This window comes from Paenibacillus sp. NPDC057967 (genome assembly GCF_042887015.1).
Taxonomy (GTDB): Bacteria; Bacillota; Bacilli; order Paenibacillales; family Paenibacillaceae; genus Pristimantibacillus.
In genome coordinates, this window is record NZ_JBHVQB010000007.1 from 376,622 (window position 1) to 400,889 (window position 24,268).

Below are 24,268 nucleotides of genomic sequence, written 5' to 3' on the forward strand. Positions count from 1 at the left end.
CCCCCACTGCTACTCCTTCAGTCTTTTGACTGAGCCGAATTTTTTCAATTCCACATCCAATATCATTTTTTTCAGCTTCGTTCGTTCCTTAGGCTCACCCTTTATTTTTTGAATGAGCATTTCCGCTGCTTGAATTCCCATATCTCTTGTCGGTCTGCTCACCACGGTCACTCTAGGCTGCACGAACTGAGCAAGCTCGTTATCATCAAAACCAATTAAAGAAATATCCTCCCCGATTCGGAGATTCAAATCGCGTATCGCCTTAATCGCGCCTGTACAGATGACGTTGTTAGCTGCAAATATGGCTGTCGGCGGCTGCCCGGATTGCATAAGCTCCGTCGTAAACCGGTAACCGTCCTCTTCCAGCCAATTCCCCTGCTTGTGATAGGCAGGATCGGGTGTCAGACCGCTCTCATGCATAGCTTGACGATATCCCCAATAACGGTCCTTGCCGTCGTTAAAATCATGCGCCCCATCTATAATAGCAATACGTTCATGACCATAGTCCACGAAGTGCTTGGTCGCTTCGTAAGCGCCGCGGAAGTTATCGATCAAGACACCATCGTGTCCGCAATCATTGATATAACGGTCGACAAGAATGGTAGGCTTGCGGATATTCCGGTAAAACTCTGCATCCTTATGCGTACCGATTAAGATGATCCCATCCACATTTTTCCCAAGAAAGCTTTCAAAAAATTCTTCCTCTTCTGCCTCATCGCTATTCGTGGCGACGACTAGAGTAGTGAAGCCTTCCTTCTTGGCTACCTCGACCATACCGCCAATTACTGCGGTGTAGAAGGGATTCTGAATCTCCGGCACCACGACAGAGAGCATGTTGGTTTTTTTATTGACCATCGATGCAGCCATCGTATTCGGCACAAAGTTCATCTCTTCGATTATTTTGAGTATTTTCTTGCGAGTGGCTTCGCTTACGCGATCCCGTCCATTCATTACTCGGGACACCGTAGCTACAGAGACACCTGCTTGCTTAGCTACGTCTTTAATGGTGATTTCCTTGTTCGTCTTAGCCACCCCCCTTCCTTAATTTGTTGTCATAACGTTTTCTCAATATTTCCCTTTGATAATAAACGATATTAGTTCATTTTTCCACCCGCATAATGTAAACGTTTACGCAATTTCTGGTTTTATTGTAGTTCATGATCAATCAGATTACAATAGGTTTTTTCGAAAAATCAAAAAATAAAACGGTTACATGAATCACATGTAACATTATAGAGTTAGGTATATGTTTATTTTAAATATAAATATCGATGTATTTTTGTATTTGTGTTAACTATTCTTACATAAAAGTAAGGTTTTCATTGGAAATAATCATGATCCAATAAAAATCATGCGAATTTGTTAGAAATCTAACGATCATTCATTCCTCCAAAAATGAGATAGAATAAGCCATCACTCCTCAATAAAGACTTCATTTTCTCACTATTTCTTTGTCAAAACGTTTACGCAATTTCCTCCAAAATGTGCATCATACATGTACACAAAAAAAGCCTGGCGGAATCAGGAATAAACACCTGACTGTCACCGGGCTTTTTTTAAGTATTTCCTCCGTCTCTTAAGGACGGGTTGGATCTATGATTGAATACGAAAGATTTTCTATGTAGGCATCAAAAGCATCTATGCCTTCTTGTAAAATGATACGTGCTTCTTTAGAAGTGATGGGTATGACCCACAAGACACTAATGGTTTCTTCGCCTATTTTTATTTGTTCAAAATCCTCACTTTCCCCTCTTAGTTCATCAATCAATAGGGCTTTTGTCGTCCAGTTCTCTGGTGCGAGCGCGCTCTCCGTCATGACTCGTGGTACTTCCGAAGATTGTATATGTTCGATATTATGGGCAATGAGGTCGCAGAAATAGGTAAATATGCGATCAATGGTTTCTTGTCCCAAATCGGGTTTTAACGCTAGCATCCATTCCGTCTCGGTAGGTTTTCCAGATTTTCGAATGGAGTTAGATAGGCCAACTGTTGCGAATCGTGCTGGAATATGATCATTCATGGATGGGAAATAATAAATTTCAATTGTTACGCCAATCTCCGGTTTTGTCATGATGACTCTATATTCTGGCATAGACCATTCTTTCATATATAAATGAAGAATCATGGTTCTTCTGATATCGAAGTCCAGATTTTTTTCTTGGCTTGACTCTCTATTCCTTTGCATTTCCATCACCTTTTTTTCTTCATAACATATCAGGGTGCTTTAACTCACTCCAACCTTTATTGTCGAGTATATTTATCATTTTTGAGCCCATACAAAGCAAAGTGACTCCATTGAAGACGCACACCCAAATGACGCCGCTTGTTGCGCATATGACACTCATGAGAATATCATCAGTGGATGCGCTGCATTCCTCCCAGGATTGACCGTTGTAGTGATATATCCTATTTCGTCCGACTGCATATAGATCCTTAGCGGAATAGCCATCGATGTCAGCAATGTCATCGGCAATATGAAATGGATTTACTGCGAGTCATCCAGCTCATCCGGCTTAAATGCAAACATAAAGTAATCGTCTTCGATTGCCGCACACTTGCCCAAAGTGATTGGAGTTGCATTCATCATTACCCCACAGGACTCCCGTCTGCGCTTATTTTCCGAGAAATAAATTGCTTGAATCTATCAAAATACCGTTCTGATGCCTCCCAGCGCTTGGCGTCCAAAAAAGGCATGTCCTGCCTAGCATGATGGTTAGGAGGTTGATAATGCCGAGAAACATAGGAGTCGTTATCCAGCGTATAGAAATAAAAAGCTCCATCAGGAGTCTCGATATCAATCCGGGCAGCAAAGCAGTATCCATCCTCATCTGTATATGCATCACGACGAAAGCCGTAATATTTGGAACCGTCCCAGAAACCGTCATTCTCCTCCCCATAGTGGTCCAGCTCCTGTATGACAGGGTGCAGCAGAATGTCTTGCACATCCTTAACCTCAATATTCGGCAAATAAAGCTCGGCTACATTCACGCAAGTCAGCAGCATGATCCAATATTCAGCCAATGGCTTTGAGGTTTCTTCGTTAATATCCTCCCACTCGTCCCCTTCATCATCTGTTTTCATTAACAAGCTGATAGAATGATCGTCATCCAGCCAAATAAAGTAATGGTGCTGAGCCGTCTTGATGTAAACGCTGGGGTTCCGTTTATCTCCATCAGCACCCATATGCTCCCGCTGAACTTTGAAATAGGCGTCATGCTCCTCAAACTCAAAATAAGGCTGATCTTCCGTCATCAAAATACACTGCGTCAATTTCAGTATGTTTTCTTCATTGATGGTGTTGTAATTGAAATATAAATGATCTACTTTCTTTCTTTGGAGAGCTTCATTCCAATCAAGCAATGCGGATTGCCCTTTCTTAAGTACAGACACCAGCATGCCAAAAGAAAAATCGACTTCTTCCTCTTCGTTGTCCAGAAAAACATCATCAATCAATACTTTCCGAATATCGACCGGAAGCTCCTGACAGACGGCGTCCGTATCCCACACGTTTACCGCACATACGATGCTTTGCTGCCCCTCTGCTTTGAAGCGATACTCACCGTCTTGGACTAAAACCTTGGCATTAAGATTGCCTTCAACAATCATCTCTCCATGGTTATAGGAGCCGCACAATATCTCCTCCACCGTTAAATTGCCCGTCACATAAATCTCTTGACCGCCTACGGCGATATTTTTGGCACTCAGGTTACCTGTCACCATAAGAGCTATGGCGCCGTCTATTTCACTATTATAGAGGTTGTCCACTGTGAGGTTTCCATTAATAAAAAGGATGGTAACCCCTTCTTGCTGCGGGAAAGGCATATACCAATCCAGATTGAGGAACGGCAGTGTCAAATCCCCCTCATAATAAGCGACAAGGTTCTCATCGTTGAAATCCTTGTAAAACTTCGCCCACCAAGAGTTTTCAGGAAATTGATTGGCGATTTGGCTAATCGGCATAAAATGAAATTCATTATTCATCCTTTCACTCCCCTTTCAATTTTCATTATCTTCTCATGCATCAACATTACTGTTCATTTCTACTTTAATAGATTTTACCTCTAATGAACATATTTACAAACAAGGTCATCCTTTAAGATTTAGTGACAAGAGTACTCGCATTGCTGGAATTCAGCTCGATAAGCAGGAGATCATATCGTAACTCCGAATTGTTAAGAATAAATTTGCACACATAAGGAGATAAAACTATGGCAGAAAATAAATTACTGAGAATGGACAATGTTGGCATCGTTGTAGAATCCCTTGATGACGCAATCGCTTTCTTCGAGGAGATTGGCTTGAAGCTCGAAGGGAGAGCTACTGTCGAAGGTGAATGGGCTGGTCGTGTAACAGGGCTGGGTACGCAGTGTGTAGAGATTGCTATGATGATTACCCCAGGTGGCCACAGCCGACTTGAACTTTCGCAATTCCTCACCCCGCCTACTATATCAGATCACCGAACTGCTCCTGTAAATGCTCTCGGTTATCTACGCGTCATGTTCACCGTTGAAGACATTGAAGAATTGGTAACCAGACTCACTAAGCATGGGGCTCAGCTCGTTGGCGAAGTGGTTCAGTACGAGAACTCGTATAAGCTCTGCTACATTCGTGGAAAAGATGGTCTTCTGATCGGTTTGGCGGAACAACTCGGTAACAAATAAACCACTTATAGGGACTCAGGCTAACGGGTACGATAGCTCAAGAAGCCGCCTCTGAAAAAATTCCACAAAAAAAGCGCCGGCTCACGATGTGATCATGAAACCGGCGCTTATTCGATCGTTTCCACTTTTGTGTGTCAATTGCGACGAGCCGTTCGCTCTATGCCATCAGCAGTTACTTTGTACAGTTGCTGCGGCAGGTCGTGTCCCATGCCGTCAACCAACATTAGCTCGGCGCCTGGGATTGCAGAAGCCGTGTCCTCGCCACACGCCGGGACGAACAGGGGATCATCCACCCCATGAATGACAAGTGCTGGTACTTTTATTGTCGCCAGCCGCGGACGACGGTCACCGGAGACAGCGATCGCAGCAATTTGTCGTCCGACACTGCCTGGATCGTAGGCTCGCTGGACTTCCTCCAGAATGAGTGCCCGATAAGCGTCTTCTTCGAACGGATAGCCAGTGCCGGCGATGCGTTTGGCAAAAGAGAGGCTGTGCGCCAAAAATCCTGCTTCATCCTCAAAGGGGTTCGGCGCCGGTTTGGTCATCATCGCCATAACATCCGGGGAAGCTTGCGGAAGGGTGGGATTACCGGAGCTAGACATAATGGAGGTGAGTGATAAAACCCGTTCAGGGTACTCACTGGCTGCAATCTGGGCGATCATTCCGCCCATCGACCTGCCAACGAAATGTGCCCGGTCAATTGAAAGGGCGTCGAGCAGTCCAATAGCGTCGTTGGACATGTCATCGAGAGTGTAAGGGATGTCCGGTCGCTGTCCTGACATGAGAGCAGTCGCCAGTGCGTCAAAATCCAGCGCCCGATAATGGCTAAAGTGTGTCGAGCATCCTACGTCGCGATTGTCAAAGCGGATTACGCGAAAGCCCCGCGCTGCTAATATCTTACAAAACGGTTCCGTCCATCGTATCATCTGGGTTCCAAGCCCGGCGATTAGGATAATAGCCTCGTCATTATCGTTACCGAAACTGTCATAGGCCAAATCAACGCCGTTGACTTTCAGAATATTCATGATCATGTTCTCCTCCAATTAATTCGATATCGGAAGTTCTGCCATAGGCAGAAGGCGTGAATCTTCGATCGCTGCAGTCCGATGCGCGATACCGGCCAGGTAGTCTTGATGACTTGAAAAAGCAAGAAACGACTGCGCACTGCTCTGACGGATCAGCATAACAAGATCCCATCTTTCGTCTTCGGGTCCGATAAGAAACTCTCCGCCATCACCAAGAAACATGATTTCTCCTCCGCTTTCACGGAGAAAGGGGAGGGTGTGCTCCATATAGCGGTTGAAAGCTTCGGCACCGCTGATTGGGTCCTCCGGCGTTAGTTCAGGATTGGCTGTATAATCAGCAACATCACGAAAACGCAGCAGGTTCAACATGACGATGCTGCCCTCAATGCCTCGTTGCATGAACCTCATGCCAGCGCGTTGCGATGGTTCGATGTAACGAATAGATTCAAACTCTTTCATAGCGGCTCCTTTCGTAGTTCATTTTAATACTTTACGCCTCCAAATGCTTTCATTCATAGTTCTCTTCAGGGAATGCATTAGCGGCTAATCTTTTGACATAGTTTCTGATATCAGGTGCCCAGTCATCGATGAAGTGGTAAAAACGTTCCAAATCACCAGCATACAGTGCCCGCAGAGCTTCTTCGTATTGATGGAAGTTCCCGGCCATAGCTGTCATAAATTTATATGTTGCTTCTTGTGACTCTCGGATATTGCTCTGTTTTTCTCCAGTACGGCGAGCCTCATCAATTAGTTTTCGTAATGTTACCGACGCCCCTCCAGGTTGACTCTTTAGCCATTCCCAATGCCGTGGCAATAACGTAACCTCACCAGAAACAACCCCCAGCTTGGGTCGACCGACCCGCCGTATAGGCTCGTGATTCACTTCCATACCGGGTAAGACACCAAACTGTTCTCCTAATCGTTTGAGTACATCATCTGTCTTCCCACGAAAATCAACATCTACTGGCTTCCCCGTGGAATCGTCAAATAAAAGCAACTGTGTGAGGTCTCTGTCATCCAGAGCATCCTTCACTGTAGTAACAACGTGCTGTAATGAACCACTGGCGACGACTCCCACACCCAAAAATGCCGTGCAGTAAAAGCGCGTTAGCATTACTCATTCTGACCTCCTCTCTGATTGTCTCACCAATTATACCCGGATAAAAATAAAAAATCAATATTACCCGGGTAAAATATCTTTTCTCATTCGTTATGAAAGGAATAAATGCAAAAGACGGCCTAAGAGAAACCGCGCTGTTGAGGGCTAGTATTGCTTTATGTTGTGCATGTTGTGTTTTGTCGCAAAACTGCCCATTAGCTTATTTTAACAGCGCAGCGGCGGGGTCACTTCACAAGAAGACGGTTTTCTTATCGTAAAAATAACATCAGGATTGAACATAGCCAAATATAAAAAAAGCTCATTAGATTTACATCTAATGAACTGAACGAACAAAAACCTTTGCCTGGGAACTGCATTCATTGAGAGCTTAAAACCTCCGCTGCCTTACGCAAAGCAGTCTCCACGATTTTATCCATATTGTAATACTTGTATTCTCCTAAACGGCCTCCGAAAATGACACTGTTCTCTTGCTCGGCCAACGTTTTATACCTTTCATATTGGGCATTGTTTTTCTCGTCATTGATCGGGTAGTAAGGTTCATCGCCCAATTTCCATTCGACGCTATACTCGCGTGTGATAATCGTTTTGTCTTGATTGCCGAAGTCAAAATGTTTATGCTCGATGATTCTAGTGTAGGGGGTCTCACGGTCAGTGAAATTTACGACAGCATTTCCTTGATAATTGTCCGTGTTCAAAACCTCTGTCTCAAACCGTAAACTTCTGTACTCCAGAACGCCAAAACAATAGTCAAAATAAGCATCTACAGGACCCGTATACACGACCTTGTCCGCAAGGCTATCCCAATACGTTTTGTTCTCCAGATAGTCCGTATCGAGTTTAACTTCTATACCATCAATCATTCGCTCGACCATCGCAGTGTAGCCGCCCACAGGAATACCCTGATAAGGATCGTCAAAGTAATTATTGTCATAAGTAAATCGAACAGGCAACCTTCGAATAATAAAGGCCGGCAGCTCCGTACATGGACGACCCCATTGCTTTTCCGTGTAACCGCGAATCAGTTTTTCATAAATTTCATTGCCTACGAGGCTAATAGCCTGTTCCTCCAGATTTTGCGGGTTTTCAACATAGCTTTTTTCCCTTTGCTGTTCAATGATCTTCTTGGCTTCATCTGGAGTCGTCACACCCCATAATTTATTGAATGTATTCATATTAAAGGGCAAATTATAAATCTCGCCATCATAATTGGCTAATGGACTATTCGTATATCGATTGAAATCGGCAAATCGGTTAACAAATTTCCATACCTCTTGATTAGCCGTATGAAAAATATGCGCACCATAGCGATGTACATGTATATCCTCGACTTTTTCCGTATAAATGTTCCCTGCAATATGGCTCCTCTTATCTATAATGAGACAGGTTTTTCCTGCCTCATTCGCTTGGTGTGCAAACACCGCACCGTAAAGACCAGTACCCACGATTAAAAAGTCATATTTCACACTCATTAATTGAATCCTACAACTTTCTGCGATATTTTGTATGCCCCTACGGAAATACGTCTTCCTGCCCGGCCTGGCAAATTTAATAAGTACCCCATAAATCCGTATCTAAAGGCACGATACATTTTTACATCCTGATTCCTGATGTATTTCCAGAGCTCCTTTTTCTTCATCAAATTTTCTTTTGTACCCGAACGAATTAATAAAATGAACGAAACGACCGTTACAATTTCCAGATGATGAAGCATATACGCACGAAGCTTCGGACTTTGAATATTTCCCGTTTTCATCGTTTCAATCATAAGTTTATTCACTTTAATTTGCTGGTCGATTCTTCTGATCATAATATTTTCCTGAACCGATTGACCTTCCCTGCCAATTAAGTATCTATAAAAATCTACATTCATATAGTACATTTTCTTAACATGTCCAAGCGGCTGATACACAAATAAATTATCAACATAAAAGGTATGCTTTGGAAGCTCAAGGCCGCAATCTTTAAGTATCTGCGTTCGGTAGATAACAGAGTGCATCAGAATATACTGCGCTTTGCGGAAAGTCCCAACGTCTTCCCAGGTGAAAACTTTTCCCACTGGAAGGACATTTTCATATTTCATCACTTTTTTATACTTGGCGCCTTCTTTTTCATAGACAAAATTGGTAATGATCATATCTACACACTCTGTAGCTGCATGGAAGTCAGCCAGAGTGTCTAAAATTTTGAGATAAGCTCGCGGATCTACCCAGTCATCACTATCCACGACCTTGAAATAGATCCCGGAAGCATGTCGGATACCTGTATGGATCGCCCCTCCATGCCCGCCGTTCTCCTGATGAATCGCTTTTATAATAGTGGGATATTGTCTGGCATATTCATCAGCAATTTGAGCCGTTTGATCGGTCGATCCGTCATTTACTATCAGTATCTCAACGCGTTCCCCGCCAGATAACAAGGATTCGATGCAATACCTCATATAATCTTGAGAATTATAGCAAGGAATGATGACTGATAATAATTTCATTGCAAACCCTACTTTCATTAAGCTGATTGTTCACGCTTCTGTTTGAATATGATTTTGAAGATCGGGAAGAAGACCCAGAACGAAATGGCGCTGTTAATAATCATTGTGATCACATCTGCGATGGTTTCCCCGATCCCTCCCATTCCCCAGGTGTTGATAAACAAGTTGTAAACAGGCGTTTTATAAAACCCTTGCGCTGCAGCCGCGCCAATCGTAATTACAATATAAGCAACCGCATACCAAAAAGCACTAATCCAAATATTGGCGTTAGATTTAAAGGTAATGCTTCTCTGAGCAAAAAAATTAATGATCTGTGCGATTCCGATTGTGACTTGAACAGCTAAAAAATAGGCAAGCCCGCCTCCGCCTCCCGCTGCAAGCGAACCCGCTGCATAATCAAATACATAATAGTCACTTCCATCGAAGTTTTGACCAAAAAACAGCACTTGAAAATTCGTGCTTACCAAAGAAGTTTGGGAAAAGACTCTCTTAAATAGAGGCATTAACACAAACTGCAATAGGGTTATTCCATTACTCAACATAAAGAATACTAGAAATTGAGCGGTATTGGGATGTCTATTTCTGTAGCTATGCCAAAATCCTAAAATTTTCGAGCTATTTTTACGATCTGCTAATTTTTCGTTTTCCATACGACTCAAGCCTCCTTCCCCGTCTGCTGCAGGTTTTGGTTCGTCTTTGAGAGCCTTGCCTTCTTCCTCTTCTCCCGCATGACATGACGCAGACCTCTAATAAACTGACCATTGACCATCATCAGAATGCCGTCCAGCATACGCATATTGATGACGCCGCCAGTCATTCTCGCGACACCCCGAAAGGGCATATGATAGACCGACATGATAATCAGATTAGCAGTACTTCTCTTCCCTATTTTCTTAAGAAACCAATGCGAGAAATGGATGAGCTTAAAAGCAAATCTTGCCGCTATTCCCCTCGCATACTGGCACTGGGCAATCGTATCATTATAGCCAAGTGGCTGTGTTCGATCCCATTTGGCTTCCGGCACCTTAACCCCCAGCAAATTTTCAAATTCCTCTTGGCTTACATCATTTGCTTTGCCGGAATAATAGGATGGTAGTTTCGTTTTATCGTACGGAAGAGGGGCTCCCGTACCTTCTATGCTAACGACATCTCTCAATCGGATATCAGCGCTTGATGCGCCGATCATAATATTATAATCAGCAGCCTCAACTTCCCAACGATTGCTCTTGATATTAAAGTAACGGAAGGTTTTATCATCAAAAGGGATGTGGACGGTCTTAGTCTCACCTGGATTAATGGGTATCTTAACAAATCCTTTTAATTCTTTTTTGGGCCTAAAGATATCTTTGGATCTGCACCTCACATAGAGCTGAGCGATCTCCATTCCCGGCCTGTCCCCGCTATTCGTAATGTTAAAGGTTACGCCCTCCTTATTGACCTCCATTCCAGAATACTCAAAGGTGGTGTAACTAAGTCCGAACCCGAAAGGGAATCGTACTTCTACTTCATTGGTATCGAAATAACGATAGCCCATATACAATCCTTCCCGGTACTCTACGCTGTTTTCTTTGCCGGGAAAATGATGAAACGAAGGGGTATCCTCATAGTTAAGCGGGTAGGTTTCCGCCAGCTTCCCGGAAGGATTTACTTGGCCGGTCAATACCCTTAGTATGGCTTTTGCTCCTGCTTGTCCTGCCAGATAGCCGTGTACCAACCCTTTTACCTTATGAATCCATGGCATTTCCACAGCAGCCCCGCAAGAAAGAACCGCGACAATATTGGGATTCACTTGATACAAAGCTTCTATAAGCTCAATCTGGTTCTGTGGAAGCTTCATATCCTGCCGGTCTAAGCCTTCAGCTTCAGTTGCTTCGTCCAAACCTATATATAGGAGAACGGTGTCAGCTTCTTTGGCAAGCGCACACGCCCTGTCGATTTTTTTGCGACTCTTTTTTCCGTATCGTTCAAAACCCGCTTCAAACCCGATACTGAAGAGCCCCGATTCCTTTAGACCATCGAGTGTATTTTCCAAAATGGCCGGGTTTACGATGGAGGATCCTGCTCCTTGGTATCGTGGTTCTCTAGCAAATTCTCCAATAATGGCAACCTTATTGTTCGGTGTCAGCGGTAATATATTTCCTTCATTCTTAAGCAATACAATGGATTCTTCAGCGGCCTCCTGCGCGGCCTTGTGATGCTCTCGCATGTCAGTCCCTTTAGGAGGGCTTTGGAATGCTGCCTCTGTTGTAAAAATAAGCTCCAGCAATCTGTCTACGCACTCATCTAACACTTCTTCTTTTATTCTTCCGCTTTTGATCGCTTGAATAATTTCCTCATTGGTCTCACCGTTAGTAGTCGGCATTTCAAGTTCATTACCGGCAAGCAGTCCTGCTACACGCTCATTGCTTCCGCCCCAGTCCGTGACGACAACACCGTCGAAATTCCATTCACTCCGCAAAATCTCCCTCATGAGATGCAAGCTTTCATTCGTATAGTCGCCATTTAATCGATTGTAAGCAGACATGACCGTTTTGCTTTCGCCTTCTTTTATAGCTATTTCAAAGGCTGTTAAGTAGATTTCTCTTAATGTTCTTTCATCGACTACGGTATCGATGACCATCCGTCTTTCTTCCTGATTATTGACAGCAAAATGCTTCACACAGGCAGCAATCCCATGAGATTGAATACCTCGAATGTAGCCGGCGGCCATTTTACCAGCAAGATAAGGATCTTCGCTAAAATACTCGAAATTTCTTCCCGCTAAAGGATTGCGCTTCATATTAATTCCTGGTCCCAGCAAGACATTCACTTTTTGCGATACAGCCTCTGCACCGAGATACTGTCCGATTCTCTCACCCAATTCTATATTCCAGCTATTGGCCACTGTTGCAGCTGTCGGAAAACAAGTGGCTGGAATACTTTCATTCAGTCCAAGATGATCTGCGGCGGCGGCTTGCTTCCTGATGCCATGCGGCCCATCGGCGAGAAAAATGCTTGGAATGCCCAGTCGTTCGATATTTTTGGTTTGCCAGAAGTCTTTTCCTGACATTAAAGAGGCCTTCTCCTCCAACGTCATCTTTTGTATGATTTCTCCGTATTTCATCGTTTCAGTTTCACTCCATAGGTTTAGGAATAGAGCAGTCCGAGTCTATAACAGACTGTTAGACTGCTCTATTACCCTTTTTATATTCATGTTGTTTCTGCTAGCAATCCTGGTCTGACCGTTACACTAGGACATCTTCTGTCTTTTGTGATTCAATCATTTTGTTGGAGATTCTCCGGTACTTTCTGAAAGTCAGCAGCTCCATAAGAATGAAGATGCATGCTGCCACAATATTTATAATAATCGCAGCCACTTTCCATGCAGGCATACCCTGAGCAAGGGCATTCTCACTATAGGCACGGCTATTGACTACCGTGTATAGAATGTTTTTAGAAGCCTGACGCATGGCCAGTACAGAAGTAGCGCTTTCCGTATCATCAACCACATTTCCGCCATTTTCATACGGAATCAGCGAGAAATCTCCGCCATTCCGAATAAACAGGTCTGCATCCATATAACCAAACCCTACAAAATAATCCGTTATAACCATGCCTCTGAATCCCCATTCATCACGCAGAACCGTGTTCAGCAGAGCGCTCGAAGCTCCCGCCCATTCTGAACCGATATAGTTATAAGCCGACATGATGGCTGTTGACTTTCCTTCTTTTACGGCCATTTCAAAAGGCTTTAGATAAATCTCGCGTATAGCCTGCTCATTAGACCATGTTGTGAGCATGCTAAATCGATTAATTTCCTGATCATTAAGCGCAAAATGCTTGAGGTACGTATACACGCCATATTTACTTGCACCTTTTACAGCATTAGCTGCCATTTTTCCAGAAAGGAATCCGTCCTCGGAATAATATTCAAAGTTGCGTCCTGCAAAGGCCGACCGATGCATGTTCATTGCGGGTGCATACCATCCGGATACGCCCATATCCTCTGCCATTTCTCCTATGCTTTCCCCAAAGGCCATCGCCATGTCTTCATTCCAGCTGTTCGACATTAAGACAGCGGAAGGAAATCCAATTGAACCGATGCCTGTAAAATTGTTATTGATGGAAGCAGGTCCATCCAGGTCAGTCGTAGCGACCTTTCCTACCGATTTTGCCGCTGATGTTTGATACCCTCCGTACGCGATGAGCGATACCATTTCATTGATCGTCAACTGATCCAACAAAGGCTCCCACGCTTCATCGTCATAGGACAGCCCTCTCATTTCAACCAGTTTCACCCCATTATCGGCCCCAGTGACAGGCATAACATCGGCGTCATTATTGTAATCAGCCGGGTTATAGTTGGTATCATTCTTGAAATTCGCCTTTGCATTTTCACTCATGTTCATGGATACAGGAGCTGCGATTGCCTCCTTATAATTCGCAAAATTATCTTGACGAGATAAATAAGCAATATCTCCTTCAGCAAAGTCGAACTGATTAACGGCTGCGACATGATCGCTGCTTCGCTTGTTGTCTTCCCCATAAACAATAGTCTCATCTATAGTTAAGGTCTGTTCATCTATGATGGTATGCGAGTCGGATCTTAGAGAAATGCGATAATCCCCCTTCTCCAATACCCATGCCCCTGTACCATACGTATCATAGGAAGCGATATCTTCCTTTTTGAAAGACAGTAAGATGTTCTGGGAAGCTCCCGCTTCCAGTAAATCCGTTTTATCAAAGGCAACCAGATTGACTGCCGCCTTTTCAATCCCCCCATTGGTATATGGCGGTGTATAATAAAGCTCCACGACTTCCTTGCCTGCTGCGGTACCCGTATTGGTAACCGTCACTTCTACCGTAACATTGCCTTGCCCATCTTCTTGCATGCCGCGCATTTCCTGTTTGAACGTTGTATAGGACTTGCCATAGCCGAACGGGTACAGCACCGTATGGTCATAATCAATTAACCCTTCTTCAGCAGCCGTTTCGTAGAAACGGTACCCCACATAGATGCCTTCCACATAATTCACAAAGGTTGGGAGACCGCTTGTATATTTCGACTCCAGTTTAAACTCATCTGCATTTTTGAATTCAAAATGCCCCATGTTTTGATAGGTAGGGGTCGAAGTCAAGTCATAAACAAACGTATCCGAAGTTTTCCCGGACGGATTGACAACGCCGCTTATAACCTTACCCAGAGCATTGAATCCGGTTTGGCCTGCTCCTGGTGTCCAGAGTATACTCTTGATTTGCTTGTACTCCTCGGTGAAGCCAAGCTCAAACGCATTCGCTCCGTTATAAACGACGACAACCTTGTCAAAGTTGGATGTGACCAAATCAATCAGGTTGCGTTCGCTTCTGCTTAGCTCCAGATAATGTTCCCCATCCTCAAAATCACCGTAGGAATCAGAATTATTATGGTATGTAATTTTGCTCATATCTGTAGGGATATCCGCGCCTTCTCCTCCTATGCGAGAAACCACTACTACCGCTGTATCAGAAAACGCTTTCGCCTTATTTATCATTTCAGCCGAGTAATTCGCTACAGGCGGTTCCGGTAAGGTCCAATCCTGCTCAAACATACCTACTACCGGACGTTTATCTCTATACCCGGTATAAAATTCGGTAAGCTCTGTGTTGAGATTAAATCCTGCACTCGTTAGACCGTCGAGCAAAGATACGGTAGGATGCACGCCAGAAAGCGCTCCTGATCCCGTGCCTCCGTAGACAGGATTGGTAGATGACCATCCGAACACATTAATATTTGAACCGCTTTCAAGCGGCAGCAGACTATTCTCATTGGCAAGCAAGACAATACCCTCTGCTGCAATTTCTTCACTCAGCGCTTCCGCTCGTGCTCCTGCTTCTTCGCTAATTGTGCCTCTGCCACTGGCCAGGGTAAGCATGGTGGACATAGGACCAAAACAGACCAAATTCGCAATCGTTACAAATGCAACGAATACCGCGATGCCCGACTGACTTCGCACCATATATTTTTTATGCTTTGAGAGTTTTTTTACGGCTATTATCAGGATAAGAGCAATAAGCAGTATAATGCCAAACCCAATCAAGTACCACTTCATAAGATTTAAGATATTGATTACGTCTTGAATGTTAATCTCCAACATTCGAAATTCCTCCCTAGTTTCATGTGAGCTGCAGTAGATGTATTTCTGTCTTGTGAAACTCCCCCGGCCATCACCACACTTTGATGAAATAAAAAAGCGCACTCCCCACTTCTAGCCTCTTATCCTAATTCCAAGCTATCTTAGCATACGAATAAAGTTGTCCAGCCCTTCTTGCACAAACGGTACGTATTCCTTCATAAACTGCTTTTCATCCCCTAAAAAATGGTTCGGATTAACGAGAGACAATAAATAAGGCCCGGGTCTGCTATTTAGCATACCCAAGCCCATTCAACTCATTTCTCTTCCTTGCTATTCAATAACGGCATCAGAATCTGCAGCTCAAACCAATTATCTTTCTGAGTCACATGTACGACTCCGCCATACTTCTGTACCGCATATCGAATACTCTTGAGCCCATAACCATGATGGTATGCATCCTGTTTGGTCGAAGCCGGTAACCCCTCTTCTAACTGAAGCTCGCCTTCATAATAATTTTCAAAGCGAATCATCATAAAACCTTTCTGGGCAAATAGAGAAACATGTATTAATCTTTTCTCTTCATCTTCTATTTGTTGCTCATATTCGATTGCGTTGTCCAAAGCATTGCCGAAGATGGTACAGATATCGATCACATCCATACCGCTTAGCAAAGAACCGTCCGCTACACATGTGAACGTAATTCCGTACTTCATGCCATACATATGTTTACTTGCAAGCAACGTGTCCAGCACATGGTGGCCTGTCCTATTCTGTGCTTCATAATGTTTGATTTCATTTTCTATCTGCGTCAAATATGCATTTCGCTTATCTGGATCTTCTTCCGCTCGAAGCGCAATGATCTGATTTTTCAAATCGTGGTACTTATAATTAATCATTTCTATACTTTCTTTGGATTGCTGGTACTGTATATATTGATTTTGAAGAATGTATTGCACGGCCTTTAATTCATGACTTATCCTTAATTCCTTAAGCAGGATATGGTAAGCAAATAGGATTGTGAATCCGCCTAGATCAACTAAAGTTCGGATATTGATAATTTCCTTGGTATATTGCCCGCTGAAAGGCGTATGCGCTGTAACAAAGCTTAGATTGCTAATACCGAAAACCGCCGCTCCTATCAACACCGTTGACCATAATTCACGCTGCCGAATATTTAATTTCCCTTCAACCAGTATATGGCGTCTTTCAAGCAGCCAATACAGCAAAAAGGAAATGCCATATACGGATACTAATAGGAGCAGTTCTACTGCCAAGTCACTATTCCTCTCGTTCATAAAAAAGAAATTCACTTGCCACTCCAACGATGCGATTAACTCTGCTGCAACAAATGCCCTTACGGTATAATAGCCTGCTTCAAGAGCAGTTACAGCACAGCAGGTATAAATATGTATAAATATCAATCCAATTGCTATGATCATACACGGAATCCAAAATACTATTGGCAAATCTTTGGTTGCTACCAAAAAAACGGACTGTACAACCAGCGCAGCACCGCTAAAGGCAACGAGCTTCCAGCCAGACAGCCTTCTTTTTAAAACTAAGATAAATACGATGCAGGCCAACCACTCCGCTAATGCCGTATAAAGTCTCGGTATATCCGGGAGAATATCATTCATTTCATGACCTCACCCCAATACTGGGATAACGCTTCCATAAAAGTCTTTCGCTTTCTGCGGCTTATAAACAGCTTTTCTCCATTGACCAGAGCATAATTATCGTAGATTCCTTCTACATGCTCCAGATTAATCAAAAATCCCTTATGCCCGCGAAAGAAATGAAAGTCAGCTAATTGAATCTCCAGCTCCTTCACTGTGCCGGTTGCTATAAATTCTCCTTTATTCGTACAAAAAATAAGATCATGGCCTTGGCTTTCCACATAGTACACATCAGAAATTTTCAGACGCGTCACTCCGCTTTTTGCCCGTATCGTAATATAACGTACTTCTCTTCTCTTCATTCTTTCGATCGCTCGCTTCAAACGCTGGGAAAAGGAAAAATAGTTTACGGGTTTCAAAATATAATCTAACGCATCCACCTCATAGCCTTTGATCGCATATTGCGCCATATTGGTTATAAAAACAATAATGACTTCGGAATCCAATTTCCGAATTTCTTCTGCGGCAGACATCCCGTTCATAAAACGCATTTGTACATCCATTAGAATCATATCAAATTGCGCTTTATAATTTTCAACGATTTCGTCGCCATCCGAGTATATCTCTATGTCCATGGCTTCGCCAATTTCTTTCTCAAGCCTTTTAAGATATTCGGTCAATTTGGTTTGGTATATACTCTCGTCTTCAACGATTGCTACTCGTATCAATCATTAGGCCTCCTCAGGTAATTTCTCCTCGCTAGTTCATCTTTGATATCCTGAGCTCTCTTAAACTCAGTATAGAGGTATTAACCGCAAAGGCATAGTGGATAAGCAGGTGCTTGCCGTGCGACTTAGAGCAATGCTTCATGCTATACAGGACGAACAAGCATCTGAAAGAGCATGTGAAGCAACCGGTCACCTATTAACATTTTAAAAATATCCCTATTGTATTCTTGTTATGCCAGAACTCCGCATCTAGCGAATGTACCTCAAATCATTTTAGGACATTTAAGATCCAGTAAATTATAACATGCACCAACTCGTTCATCATCGAGGAAGTTAATGAACTGCTGAGCTCGTTAAGGGAGGAGCGAGCTTGCCATTGTGAAGTAAGCAGGATGAAATGATCAGCAATAGATTTACGATGAGCAGAGCCCTCACCATATAAAAAAAGCTCATTAGAGTATATCTCTAATGAACTATCTTTGGTATTCTTTTCCCTTCATCCTTATGTACGCAAATGATTATCACGCTTTACTCGACTTGTCTGTTTTTGCCTAGCATAGACTCCTTACAATCCTAATAATTGCTTTTTCTTTGCATCAAATTCTTCTTGGGTGATAATATCAGATTCTAGTAGTTCTTTGTATTTCTTTATTTCGTCAGCCGTGGAAAGCGAAGTAACACCATTCGGCTTTGAATGGACAATAGCCATTTGCTTTTCGACAAGTGCTTTGAACTCAGAAGCTTTTTTTCCACCAAATGGTGAAATAAGAAGAGCATTCTCATCTCTTACACTTTTGAATGCATTTTTCATTTCAGAACTGCCCGTACTAAAATGAATAACCCCGGAACCAGAAATCACAGAGGCTTTTCTTACGGTTACCCCGCTAAGATGCTGTAAAAAAATTGTTTTATCACCATGATTACCAATAAGTTTAGATCCTTGAATAACTACCCTGTCTTCGTAAAGAAATGCTACTCCCGATGAACCCTTAAATTTTGCGATTGGTTTATTCATTCGTATCTCTCCTTATTTTATAATTGTATTTCCAAGTCATCCACCGCACAGAACTGGGCATAGTTTGCTCCATATTTGAACCCTTATTTATCCTTATGTAATTCTGCTAGCATTAGATATTAAAGAGCTCTTCTTCTCATTTTTGGTTTTTAAGAGCAAAAACACATAGAACAATAATTTACTACTGTTTAATGGATTTCCTTTATAAGGAATTAGACTTCTATAATGCTTACATACCACCGTTGGTTTTTTGCTGCAAGCAGCGTATACACATACTTTACCAATGTTCTGCATGTTTTTCAATTGTAATTTATAAACACTAAAATATTCATACAATCAATTTGATATATAAGTTTTTATATCCTATGAGTTTCATTTTTTAGGCATAGCTTTACCCTTATTCACATTTAAAACTCTTACACAACATGTTCTTGATAAACCCATAAAAAAGCATAGGCCGGAAATAAAAACTATTTATTATGAGAAAATGCCCAATAGAGAACATCTCTAATGAACTATCGGTACCGGTGGGAGACTCGAACCTCCACGGGTCTCCCTGTTCGATTTTGAGTCGCCTCGGCAATTCGGAAACGAGTGGAATCCAGGTCAAATAAGAGAAATTAAATCCCGTAAGGGCTCGCGGCAATAACCTATAAGAAGCCATGTTTAGACGGAGCGATGCTCCAGGAAGGGTAATAACTATGTACAAGACGACCGTCATCACCATTGCAAACCAAAAAGGAGGAACAACAAAACCTCTACTGCCTACAATCTAGCTTTCGCTTTATTTAATGAAGGAAAAAAAGTGCTGCTTGTCGATTTCGATTCTCAAGGCAATCTGTCACAATCGTTAGATTATATCATTCAGTCCTCTTCGTTACGGTCAAGAGGCTTGCGTCGCATACAATCGTGCATAAATGCCGCCGCTGTGAATCAGTTCCTCATGCGTACCCCTCTCGGCAATCTCTGTACCCTCCAGCACGACGATCTGGTCGGCATGACGGATGGTCGATAGCCGATGAGCAATCACCAGTGTTGTGCGATCCTTGGATATGTCGTCCAGAGCCTGCTGAATCTCTTGCTCGGTCTTGGTATCAAGCGCCGATGTCGCTTCATCCAGAATGAGGATCGGTGCATTGCGCAAAATTGCCCGTGCTATCGAGAGCCGCTGTTTCTGCCCTCCGGACAGACGCACACCCCGTTCACCAATCACCGTATCGTAGCCTTGCTCCATCTGTGCTATAAAATCATGCGCTTTAGCCGCTTTCGCTGCAGCGATCACATCTTGCGAGGTCGCATCCTTCCAGCCATAAGCGATATTGTCATACACCGAGCCATCAAACAGGAAGGTATCCTGCAGCACCATCGAGATATTGTCACGCAGGCTGGAGATTGTCACATCACGAATATCGATGCCATCCACTCGAATCGAACCGGCCTGCGGGTCGTAGAATCGGTTAACGAGACTGGCCCATGTCGTCTTTCCTACGCCGGTTGTGCCTACAAGCGCCACCGTCTTTCCAGGTTCAATGGTCAGGTTCAGTCCCTCTAGTACAGGCGTACCATCTTGATAAGCGAATGTGACATCTTGAAAGGAGATCTGTCCTTGTACACGCGGCAAACGGACTGCGTTTAGCTTCTCCTGTACGTCCTCCTCTTCTTCCAGCACCTCATATACCCGTTTAAGACCAGCGGAGGCTCGACCGGCCATTTCCACCAAGCCGGAAAAGGACTTTACCGGTTGATAAAACATACCCAGGTAAGCGATGAATCCGATGATATCAGCAATGCTTACCTCGTTAGTTGCCATCAATCTGCCGCCCAGTATCACGACAAGCACGGTACCCAGCGCGGTCACAAATGCCAACAACGGCACAGAGGTTTCATAGAACAGACTGGCGCGCAAATAGGTCTTCGTATGTTTCACAGCCAGACGAGAAATGTTGCCCCGCTCCTCCTCCTGCCGATTGAAAATTTGGATTTCCTTCATGCCCGACAAGTTTTCCTGCACCTTGCCAGCGATTTCTCCCCGCGCCTTGGAATTCTCTCCCCACAGCGGCGACAAGCGCTTGCTTTGCCACACCGTGATCGCAAGCAGCAACGGAATCGTGATCAGGCTGATCAGTGCCAGCTTTACATTGATCGTCAAGAGCAGGATGCCTACTCCGATAAAGGTCAGTCCGTTGATGATAAATTCAGGAATGGCATGGGCAATGAAAATTTCCGCTTCCATCGCATCATTCACAACGCGCCCTGTCAAGTCACCCGTCCTGTTTCGATGGAAATAGCGCAAGCTCATCTGCTGATATTTGCTATACAATCTTGTTCGTAAATCCGCCACATAGTGAAGTGCGGCGTAGTGGTTCATATATCCTGAAAGTGATGTTCCGATGGCCTGCAGACAGGTGGCTCCAAGCAGCAACAAACCAATCTTCAGCGCTTCTGCGGCAAACTGACTGCTGCCTTCGGTCGCTAATTGTGTCAGCGAGCGGAGCGCCCAGGGCAAATAAAACCCGGCAATTATGGCTATCAAGACACCGGCAAATCCAATGCCTAGCTGCAACCAATATTTCCGTGCGCCCAGCAGGACACGCCATGCGGTTTTCATGTGGCAACCGCCTCCTTCTGTTCCTTAGTTTTTAGGAATCCTTGATCCGCTCCTTGTTCTCTGCGCTTATCACGCAATATCTCGTACGTCACATACACCGGTCGCCCCGTTCGCGGTTCCAGCATAATCTCGGCATCAATGGCAAACACCTCACGCAGCGTCCGTACTGTCATTACTTGCTCTGCCGAGCCATGCTCCATCACCTGGCCCTCACGAATTGCTACCATATAGTCGGAGAAGCGCGCTGCCAGATTCAGGTCATGCAGCACCATCACAATCGTCACCTGCTGACTGCGATTCAGTTCATAGAGCAGCTCCAGCACTTCAAGCTGATGCGCCAGGTCCAGATAGGTGGTGGGTTCATCCAGCAGGATCAGATCGGTCTGCTGAGCGAGCGCCATCGCAATCCATACGCGCTGACGCTGGCCGCCAGATAGCGTATCGACCTCACGGTGCTCAAGCGCTGTAAGCTGTGTAACCGATAGGGCCCAGGCGACTACTTGTTTATCCTCTTTGGAGAGCTTGCCGAAGCCCCGTTGATGAGGAAAACGCCCATAAGCGACTAATTGACCGACCGTCAAACCGCTCGGTGCGGTTGGCGTCTGCGGCAGAATCGCCATCTGCTTGGCCACTTCCTTGGTGGGCAAGGTGCGGATATCGGCACCATTCAGATAAACCGTGCCATGCTTCGTCTTGAGCAGACGCCCGACTGCCTTTAGTACGGTTGATTTGCCGCATCCATTGGGACCAATAATCGAGGTAATCTGTCCACGCGGAATCTGCAAATCCAGTTCTTTTACGATAAGCGTGTCATTATAGGCAATATCGATTTGTTGCGCTGTAATACTTTCCATGACGTCCTCCTATTTGACCTTCGCTAGTAAATAAAGAAAATACGGAACACTGATGACCGTAATGACGATTCCCGTCGGCACATCTCCCGCCAGGCTAACCGTTCGCGTAATCGTGTCAGCCAGCACCACGACTAATCCCCCGGCCAGACTGGCAGCCGGAACGAGCAATTTGTGATCGGGCCCGACCAGTTTTCTTGCCAAATGCGGAGCGATCAAGCCAACGAAGAAGAAGCTTCCGCCCACGGCAACACTGCCAGAGGATAAAGCAACAGCAGCGATCGACAACCCCAAAAACTGCCGCCTCACGGCAAGACCCAGCCCTTCTGCCGTCTGATTGCCCAGATGGAGGGTGTTCAGCATGCGAGCTTTGTAGAAAATATAGCCGAGTAAAATCAACACCCATGGTGCCAGTACAGAAATATAACTCCAATTATCGCCCCATAAGCTCCCCGCCAGCCAGTGCAGCATGAAGTTCATCTGCGAATCATCCAGCTTGAGTGTCAGGAAGGTGGTCAGCGCCCCATACCCGCTTCCGAGCGCGACCCCGGTTAAGATCAAGCCGATTGGCGAGATGTCTCGCCCGCGGCGATACGATAATAAGAAGATCAATCCCGCCGCCAACAGTCCTCCAACAAAGGCCAGCAGTGGCAGGGCAATAAAGGAGCTCTTTCCTGTCGATGCGATGAATACGACGAAGAACAGGACAAACAATCCCGATCCCGAACTAATCCCCAGTGTCCCCGGACTCGCCATGTCATTGCGCAGCAAGCTCTGCATCACGACCCCAGCCGCTCCCATTCCCACTCCTACCAAGATCGACAGTACGATTCGTGGCAGGCGAAAATCGAACACGATCAGATTTTGCTTGTCGGTACCATTTCCCAGGAGAACGTTCAACACTTCTAGCGGTGAAAGATTCATCTTGCCAGAATTCATGCTAATGACAGCAAACATAAGGATGAGCACCATAAGCACTACATTGACGATGATGCCTCGTTGCACCGTATAACGCTGCTTGATCATTCAAATTCCCTCCTTTGTCTGCGAGCCAGGAAGAGAAAGTACGGCACACCAATGATAGAAAATATAATGCCAATCGGTGTTTCGAACGGCTTATTGATCAAGCGGCCTATCAGATCGGCCGATACGGTCAGCAACGCACCATATAGCGCAGCAGCCGGAATAATGTAGCGATAGTCGACACCGACCATATATCGCACAATATGCGGGGTAATCAGACCAACAAAACCGACCGGGCCAACCACGACTACAGCCAATCCAGTCAGCACGAGCACAATAATCGTCGATAACCCCTTGACCAGTCCGCTGCGAATACCGAGTCCGCTTGCCACATCATCCCCCAAACTGAGCAGTGTAACGGAAGGAGATAGCGCCAACGCCAGCAGTACACCACCAACAAATAGCGGAGAGATAATCAGCAATTCCCCCCACTTGGTCCCCGCTGTACTGCCTGCCGTCCAGAATGCCAATGCTCGACCCAGGTTGTAATTGATCGCCAGATACTGACTGAGTGCGCCAAACAGCATAGAGATGGACAGTCCTGCCAGTACCAGCCGCTGGGGCGTCATCCCTCGCTTGCCCAGTGACGCGATGAAGTAGGTCATCCCTGTCGCGAGCGCTGCTCCCAAACAAGCAAACAGCATCATCTGCCCGTATGAATAACCCGGCAGAAAGGCCAGGCAAAGCGCAATCGCGAATGCTGCCCCAGAGCTGATCCCCATTAGCCCGGAGTCGGCCAGCGGATTGCGCGTTGTCCCCTGCATGATGGCACCGCATACCGCAAGACTGCACCCGACGATCAGATCGGCTACAGTACGCGGAAGACGCAGGGTTTGAATAACTTGATGATCAGTGAGCGTTGGATCAAATCGGAAAATAGCCTCCCATACCGTCGCTAACCTCATGTCGGCGGCGCCGAAGATAATCGACGCCGCCGACATGAGAACCGTTAATCCAAGCCCTACCACCATGTACATGGTGAAGTTTATCGCCCCACGGGGTTTTTGTTCAGGCTTGTTTTTCATCGCCTTTTCCTTTCCGTTA

At 44.8% G+C, this 24,268-nt stretch carries 19 protein-coding genes and 1 pseudogene; 2 read left to right on the forward strand and 18 right to left on the reverse strand.

The features are described from left to right. Positions 1-9 precede the first annotated feature (9 nt). The 3 genes from ACFVSO_RS20130 to ACFVSO_RS20140 form a co-directional block, all read right to left on the reverse strand. Positions 10-1,032, reverse strand: coding sequence for a LacI family DNA-binding transcriptional regulator (locus ACFVSO_RS20130; RefSeq protein ID WP_387476866.1), 1,023 nt, complete (start codon positions 1,030-1,032; stop codon positions 10-12). A 544-nt stretch (positions 1,033-1,576) separates the two neighbouring features. After that, positions 1,577-2,191: a suppressor of fused domain protein gene (locus ACFVSO_RS20135; RefSeq protein ID WP_387476929.1), complete on the reverse strand. Its 615-nt coding sequence runs from the start codon at positions 2,189-2,191 to the stop codon at positions 1,577-1,579. A 395-nt stretch (positions 2,192-2,586) separates the two neighbouring features. Then, positions 2,587-3,981 carry a hypothetical protein gene (locus ACFVSO_RS20140; RefSeq protein ID WP_387476868.1) on the reverse strand — a complete coding sequence of 465 codons (1,395 nt, stop codon included), beginning with the start codon at positions 3,979-3,981 and terminating at the stop codon, positions 2,587-2,589. A gap of 227 nt (positions 3,982-4,208) precedes the next feature. Here ACFVSO_RS20140 and ACFVSO_RS20145 point away from each other — a divergent pair, with 227 nt between their 5' ends. Beyond that, entirely contained in the window at positions 4,209-4,661 is a 453-nt protein-coding gene (locus ACFVSO_RS20145) for a VOC family protein (protein WP_387476870.1), read from the forward strand. 134 nt (positions 4,662-4,795) lie between these two features. Here ACFVSO_RS20145 and ACFVSO_RS20150 read toward each other — a convergent pair whose 3' ends face one another. The 11 genes from ACFVSO_RS20150 to ACFVSO_RS20200 all read right to left on the reverse strand — a co-directional run bounded on the left by ACFVSO_RS20150 (position 4,796) and on the right by ACFVSO_RS20200 (position 18,742). Then, positions 4,796-5,686: an alpha/beta fold hydrolase gene (locus ACFVSO_RS20150; RefSeq protein WP_387476872.1), complete on the reverse strand. Its 891-nt coding sequence runs from the start codon at positions 5,684-5,686 to the stop codon at positions 4,796-4,798. 18 nt (positions 5,687-5,704) lie between these two features. Further along, positions 5,705-6,145, reverse strand: a complete 441-nt coding sequence (locus ACFVSO_RS20155; RefSeq protein WP_387476874.1) for a DUF1330 domain-containing protein — start codon at positions 6,143-6,145, stop codon at positions 5,705-5,707. A 49-nt stretch (positions 6,146-6,194) separates the two neighbouring features. Continuing rightward, the gene (locus tag ACFVSO_RS20160) at positions 6,195-6,800 is read right to left on the reverse strand and encodes a DUF2239 family protein (RefSeq protein WP_387476875.1); all 606 of its coding nucleotides are present in this window, start codon (positions 6,798-6,800) and stop codon (positions 6,195-6,197) included. A gap of 362 nt (positions 6,801-7,162) precedes the next feature. Then, on the reverse strand, positions 7,163-8,275 hold the full coding sequence (gene glf / locus ACFVSO_RS20165; RefSeq protein ID WP_387476877.1) for a UDP-galactopyranose mutase: 1,113 nt from the start codon (positions 8,273-8,275) through the stop codon (positions 7,163-7,165). Then, the gene (locus ACFVSO_RS20170) at positions 8,275-9,291 is read right to left on the reverse strand and encodes a glycosyltransferase family 2 protein (RefSeq protein ID WP_387476879.1); all 1,017 of its coding nucleotides are present in this window, start codon (positions 9,289-9,291) and stop codon (positions 8,275-8,277) included. Before ACFVSO_RS20170 ends, glf begins: the two co-directional genes overlap by 1 nt. 17 nt (positions 9,292-9,308) lie before the next feature. Continuing rightward, on the reverse strand, positions 9,309-9,941 hold the full coding sequence (locus ACFVSO_RS20175; RefSeq protein ID WP_387476881.1) for a hypothetical protein: 633 nt from the start codon (positions 9,939-9,941) through the stop codon (positions 9,309-9,311). 5 nt (positions 9,942-9,946) lie between these two features. Further along, positions 9,947-12,394 carry a beta-glucosidase gene (locus tag ACFVSO_RS20180; RefSeq protein WP_387476883.1) on the reverse strand — a complete coding sequence of 816 codons (2,448 nt, stop codon included), beginning with the start codon at positions 12,392-12,394 and terminating at the stop codon, positions 9,947-9,949. A gap of 121 nt (positions 12,395-12,515) precedes the next feature. Next, positions 12,516-15,404, reverse strand: coding sequence for a glycoside hydrolase family 3 protein (locus ACFVSO_RS20185; RefSeq protein WP_387476885.1), 2,889 nt, complete (start codon positions 15,402-15,404; stop codon positions 12,516-12,518). A 293-nt stretch (positions 15,405-15,697) separates the two neighbouring features. Further along, the gene (locus ACFVSO_RS20190) at positions 15,698-17,020 is read right to left on the reverse strand and encodes a sensor histidine kinase (protein WP_387476887.1); all 1,323 of its coding nucleotides are present in this window, start codon (positions 17,018-17,020) and stop codon (positions 15,698-15,700) included. Further along, positions 17,017-17,727 carry a LytR/AlgR family response regulator transcription factor gene (locus ACFVSO_RS20195; protein ID WP_387476889.1) on the reverse strand — a complete coding sequence of 237 codons (711 nt, stop codon included), beginning with the start codon at positions 17,725-17,727 and terminating at the stop codon, positions 17,017-17,019. The genes ACFVSO_RS20190 and ACFVSO_RS20195 overlap by 4 nt, the downstream gene beginning before the upstream one ends. A 565-nt stretch (positions 17,728-18,292) precedes the next feature. Continuing rightward, the gene (locus ACFVSO_RS20200) at positions 18,293-18,742 is read right to left on the reverse strand and encodes an SHOCT domain-containing protein (RefSeq protein WP_387476891.1); all 450 of its coding nucleotides are present in this window, start codon (positions 18,740-18,742) and stop codon (positions 18,293-18,295) included. Positions 18,743-19,547: 805 nt separating this feature from the next. Here ACFVSO_RS20200 and ACFVSO_RS28860 point away from each other — a divergent pair. After that, positions 19,548-19,757, forward strand: a complete 210-nt coding sequence (locus ACFVSO_RS28860) for a hypothetical protein (protein ID WP_483875070.1) — start codon at positions 19,548-19,550, stop codon at positions 19,755-19,757. Positions 19,758-19,856: 99 nt separating this feature from the next. Here the strand turns inward: ACFVSO_RS28860 and ACFVSO_RS20205 are convergent. The 4 genes and pseudogenes from ACFVSO_RS20205 to ACFVSO_RS20220 form a co-directional block, all read right to left on the reverse strand. Continuing rightward, a pseudogene (locus tag ACFVSO_RS20205) lies at positions 19,857-21,350 on the reverse strand (ABC transporter ATP-binding protein); the annotation flags it as partial. Beyond that, the gene (locus tag ACFVSO_RS20210) at positions 21,347-22,204 is read right to left on the reverse strand and encodes an ABC transporter ATP-binding protein (RefSeq protein ID WP_387476895.1); all 858 of its coding nucleotides are present in this window, start codon (positions 22,202-22,204) and stop codon (positions 21,347-21,349) included. The gene ACFVSO_RS20210 and the pseudogene ACFVSO_RS20205, both read right to left, overlap by 4 nt. Positions 22,205-22,213: 9 nt before the next feature. Beyond that, the gene (locus tag ACFVSO_RS20215; RefSeq protein ID WP_387476897.1) at positions 22,214-23,227 is read right to left on the reverse strand and encodes a FecCD family ABC transporter permease; all 1,014 of its coding nucleotides are present in this window, start codon (positions 23,225-23,227) and stop codon (positions 22,214-22,216) included. Beyond that, positions 23,224-24,249: a FecCD family ABC transporter permease gene (locus ACFVSO_RS20220; protein ID WP_387476899.1), complete on the reverse strand. Its 1,026-nt coding sequence runs from the start codon at positions 24,247-24,249 to the stop codon at positions 23,224-23,226. The genes ACFVSO_RS20215 and ACFVSO_RS20220 overlap by 4 nt, the downstream gene beginning before the upstream one ends. Between the last annotated feature and the right edge of the window lie 19 nt (positions 24,250-24,268).

What these genes read in the sequence shown, in the direction of transcription:
- ACFVSO_RS20135 (WP_387476929.1), bottom strand. Translation starts at nt 2,191, where the DNA reads ATGGAAATGCAAAGGAATAGAGAGTCAAGCCAAGAAAAAAATCTGGAC.
- ACFVSO_RS20140 (WP_387476868.1), bottom strand. Translation starts at nt 3,981, where the DNA reads ATGAATAATGAATTTCATTTTATGCCGATTAGCCAAATCGCCAATCAA.
- ACFVSO_RS20145 (WP_387476870.1), top strand. Translation starts at nt 4,209, where the DNA reads ATGGCAGAAAATAAATTACTGAGAATGGACAATGTTGGCATCGTTGTA.
- ACFVSO_RS20150 (WP_387476872.1), bottom strand. Translation starts at nt 5,686, where the DNA reads ATGAATATTCTGAAAGTCAACGGCGTTGATTTGGCCTATGACAGTTTC.
- ACFVSO_RS20155 (WP_387476874.1), bottom strand. Translation starts at nt 6,145, where the DNA reads ATGAAAGAGTTTGAATCTATTCGTTACATCGAACCATCGCAACGCGCT.
- ACFVSO_RS20160 (WP_387476875.1), bottom strand. Translation starts at nt 6,800, where the DNA reads ATGCTAACGCGCTTTTACTGCACGGCATTTTTGGGTGTGGGAGTCGTC.
- glf (WP_387476877.1), bottom strand. Translation starts at nt 8,275, where the DNA reads ATGAGTGTGAAATATGACTTTTTAATCGTGGGTACTGGTCTTTACGGT.
- ACFVSO_RS20170 (WP_387476879.1), bottom strand. Translation starts at nt 9,291, where the DNA reads ATGAAATTATTATCAGTCATCATTCCTTGCTATAATTCTCAAGATTAT.
- ACFVSO_RS20175 (WP_387476881.1), bottom strand. Translation starts at nt 9,941, where the DNA reads ATGGAAAACGAAAAATTAGCAGATCGTAAAAATAGCTCGAAAATTTTA.
- ACFVSO_RS20180 (WP_387476883.1), bottom strand. Translation starts at nt 12,394, where the DNA reads ATGAAATACGGAGAAATCATACAAAAGATGACGTTGGAGGAGAAGGCC.
- ACFVSO_RS20185 (WP_387476885.1), bottom strand. Translation starts at nt 15,404, where the DNA reads ATGTTGGAGATTAACATTCAAGACGTAATCAATATCTTAAATCTTATG.
- ACFVSO_RS20190 (WP_387476887.1), bottom strand. Translation starts at nt 17,020, where the DNA reads ATGAATGATATTCTCCCGGATATACCGAGACTTTATACGGCATTAGCG.
- ACFVSO_RS20200 (WP_387476891.1), bottom strand. Translation starts at nt 18,742, where the DNA reads ATGAATAAACCAATCGCAAAATTTAAGGGTTCATCGGGAGTAGCATTT.
- ACFVSO_RS20210 (WP_387476895.1), bottom strand. Translation starts at nt 22,204, where the DNA reads ATGGAAAGTATTACAGCGCAACAAATCGATATTGCCTATAATGACACG.
- ACFVSO_RS20215 (WP_387476897.1), bottom strand. Translation starts at nt 23,227, where the DNA reads ATGATCAAGCAGCGTTATACGGTGCAACGAGGCATCATCGTCAATGTA.
- ACFVSO_RS20220 (WP_387476899.1), bottom strand. Translation starts at nt 24,249, where the DNA reads ATGAAAAACAAGCCTGAACAAAAACCCCGTGGGGCGATAAACTTCACC.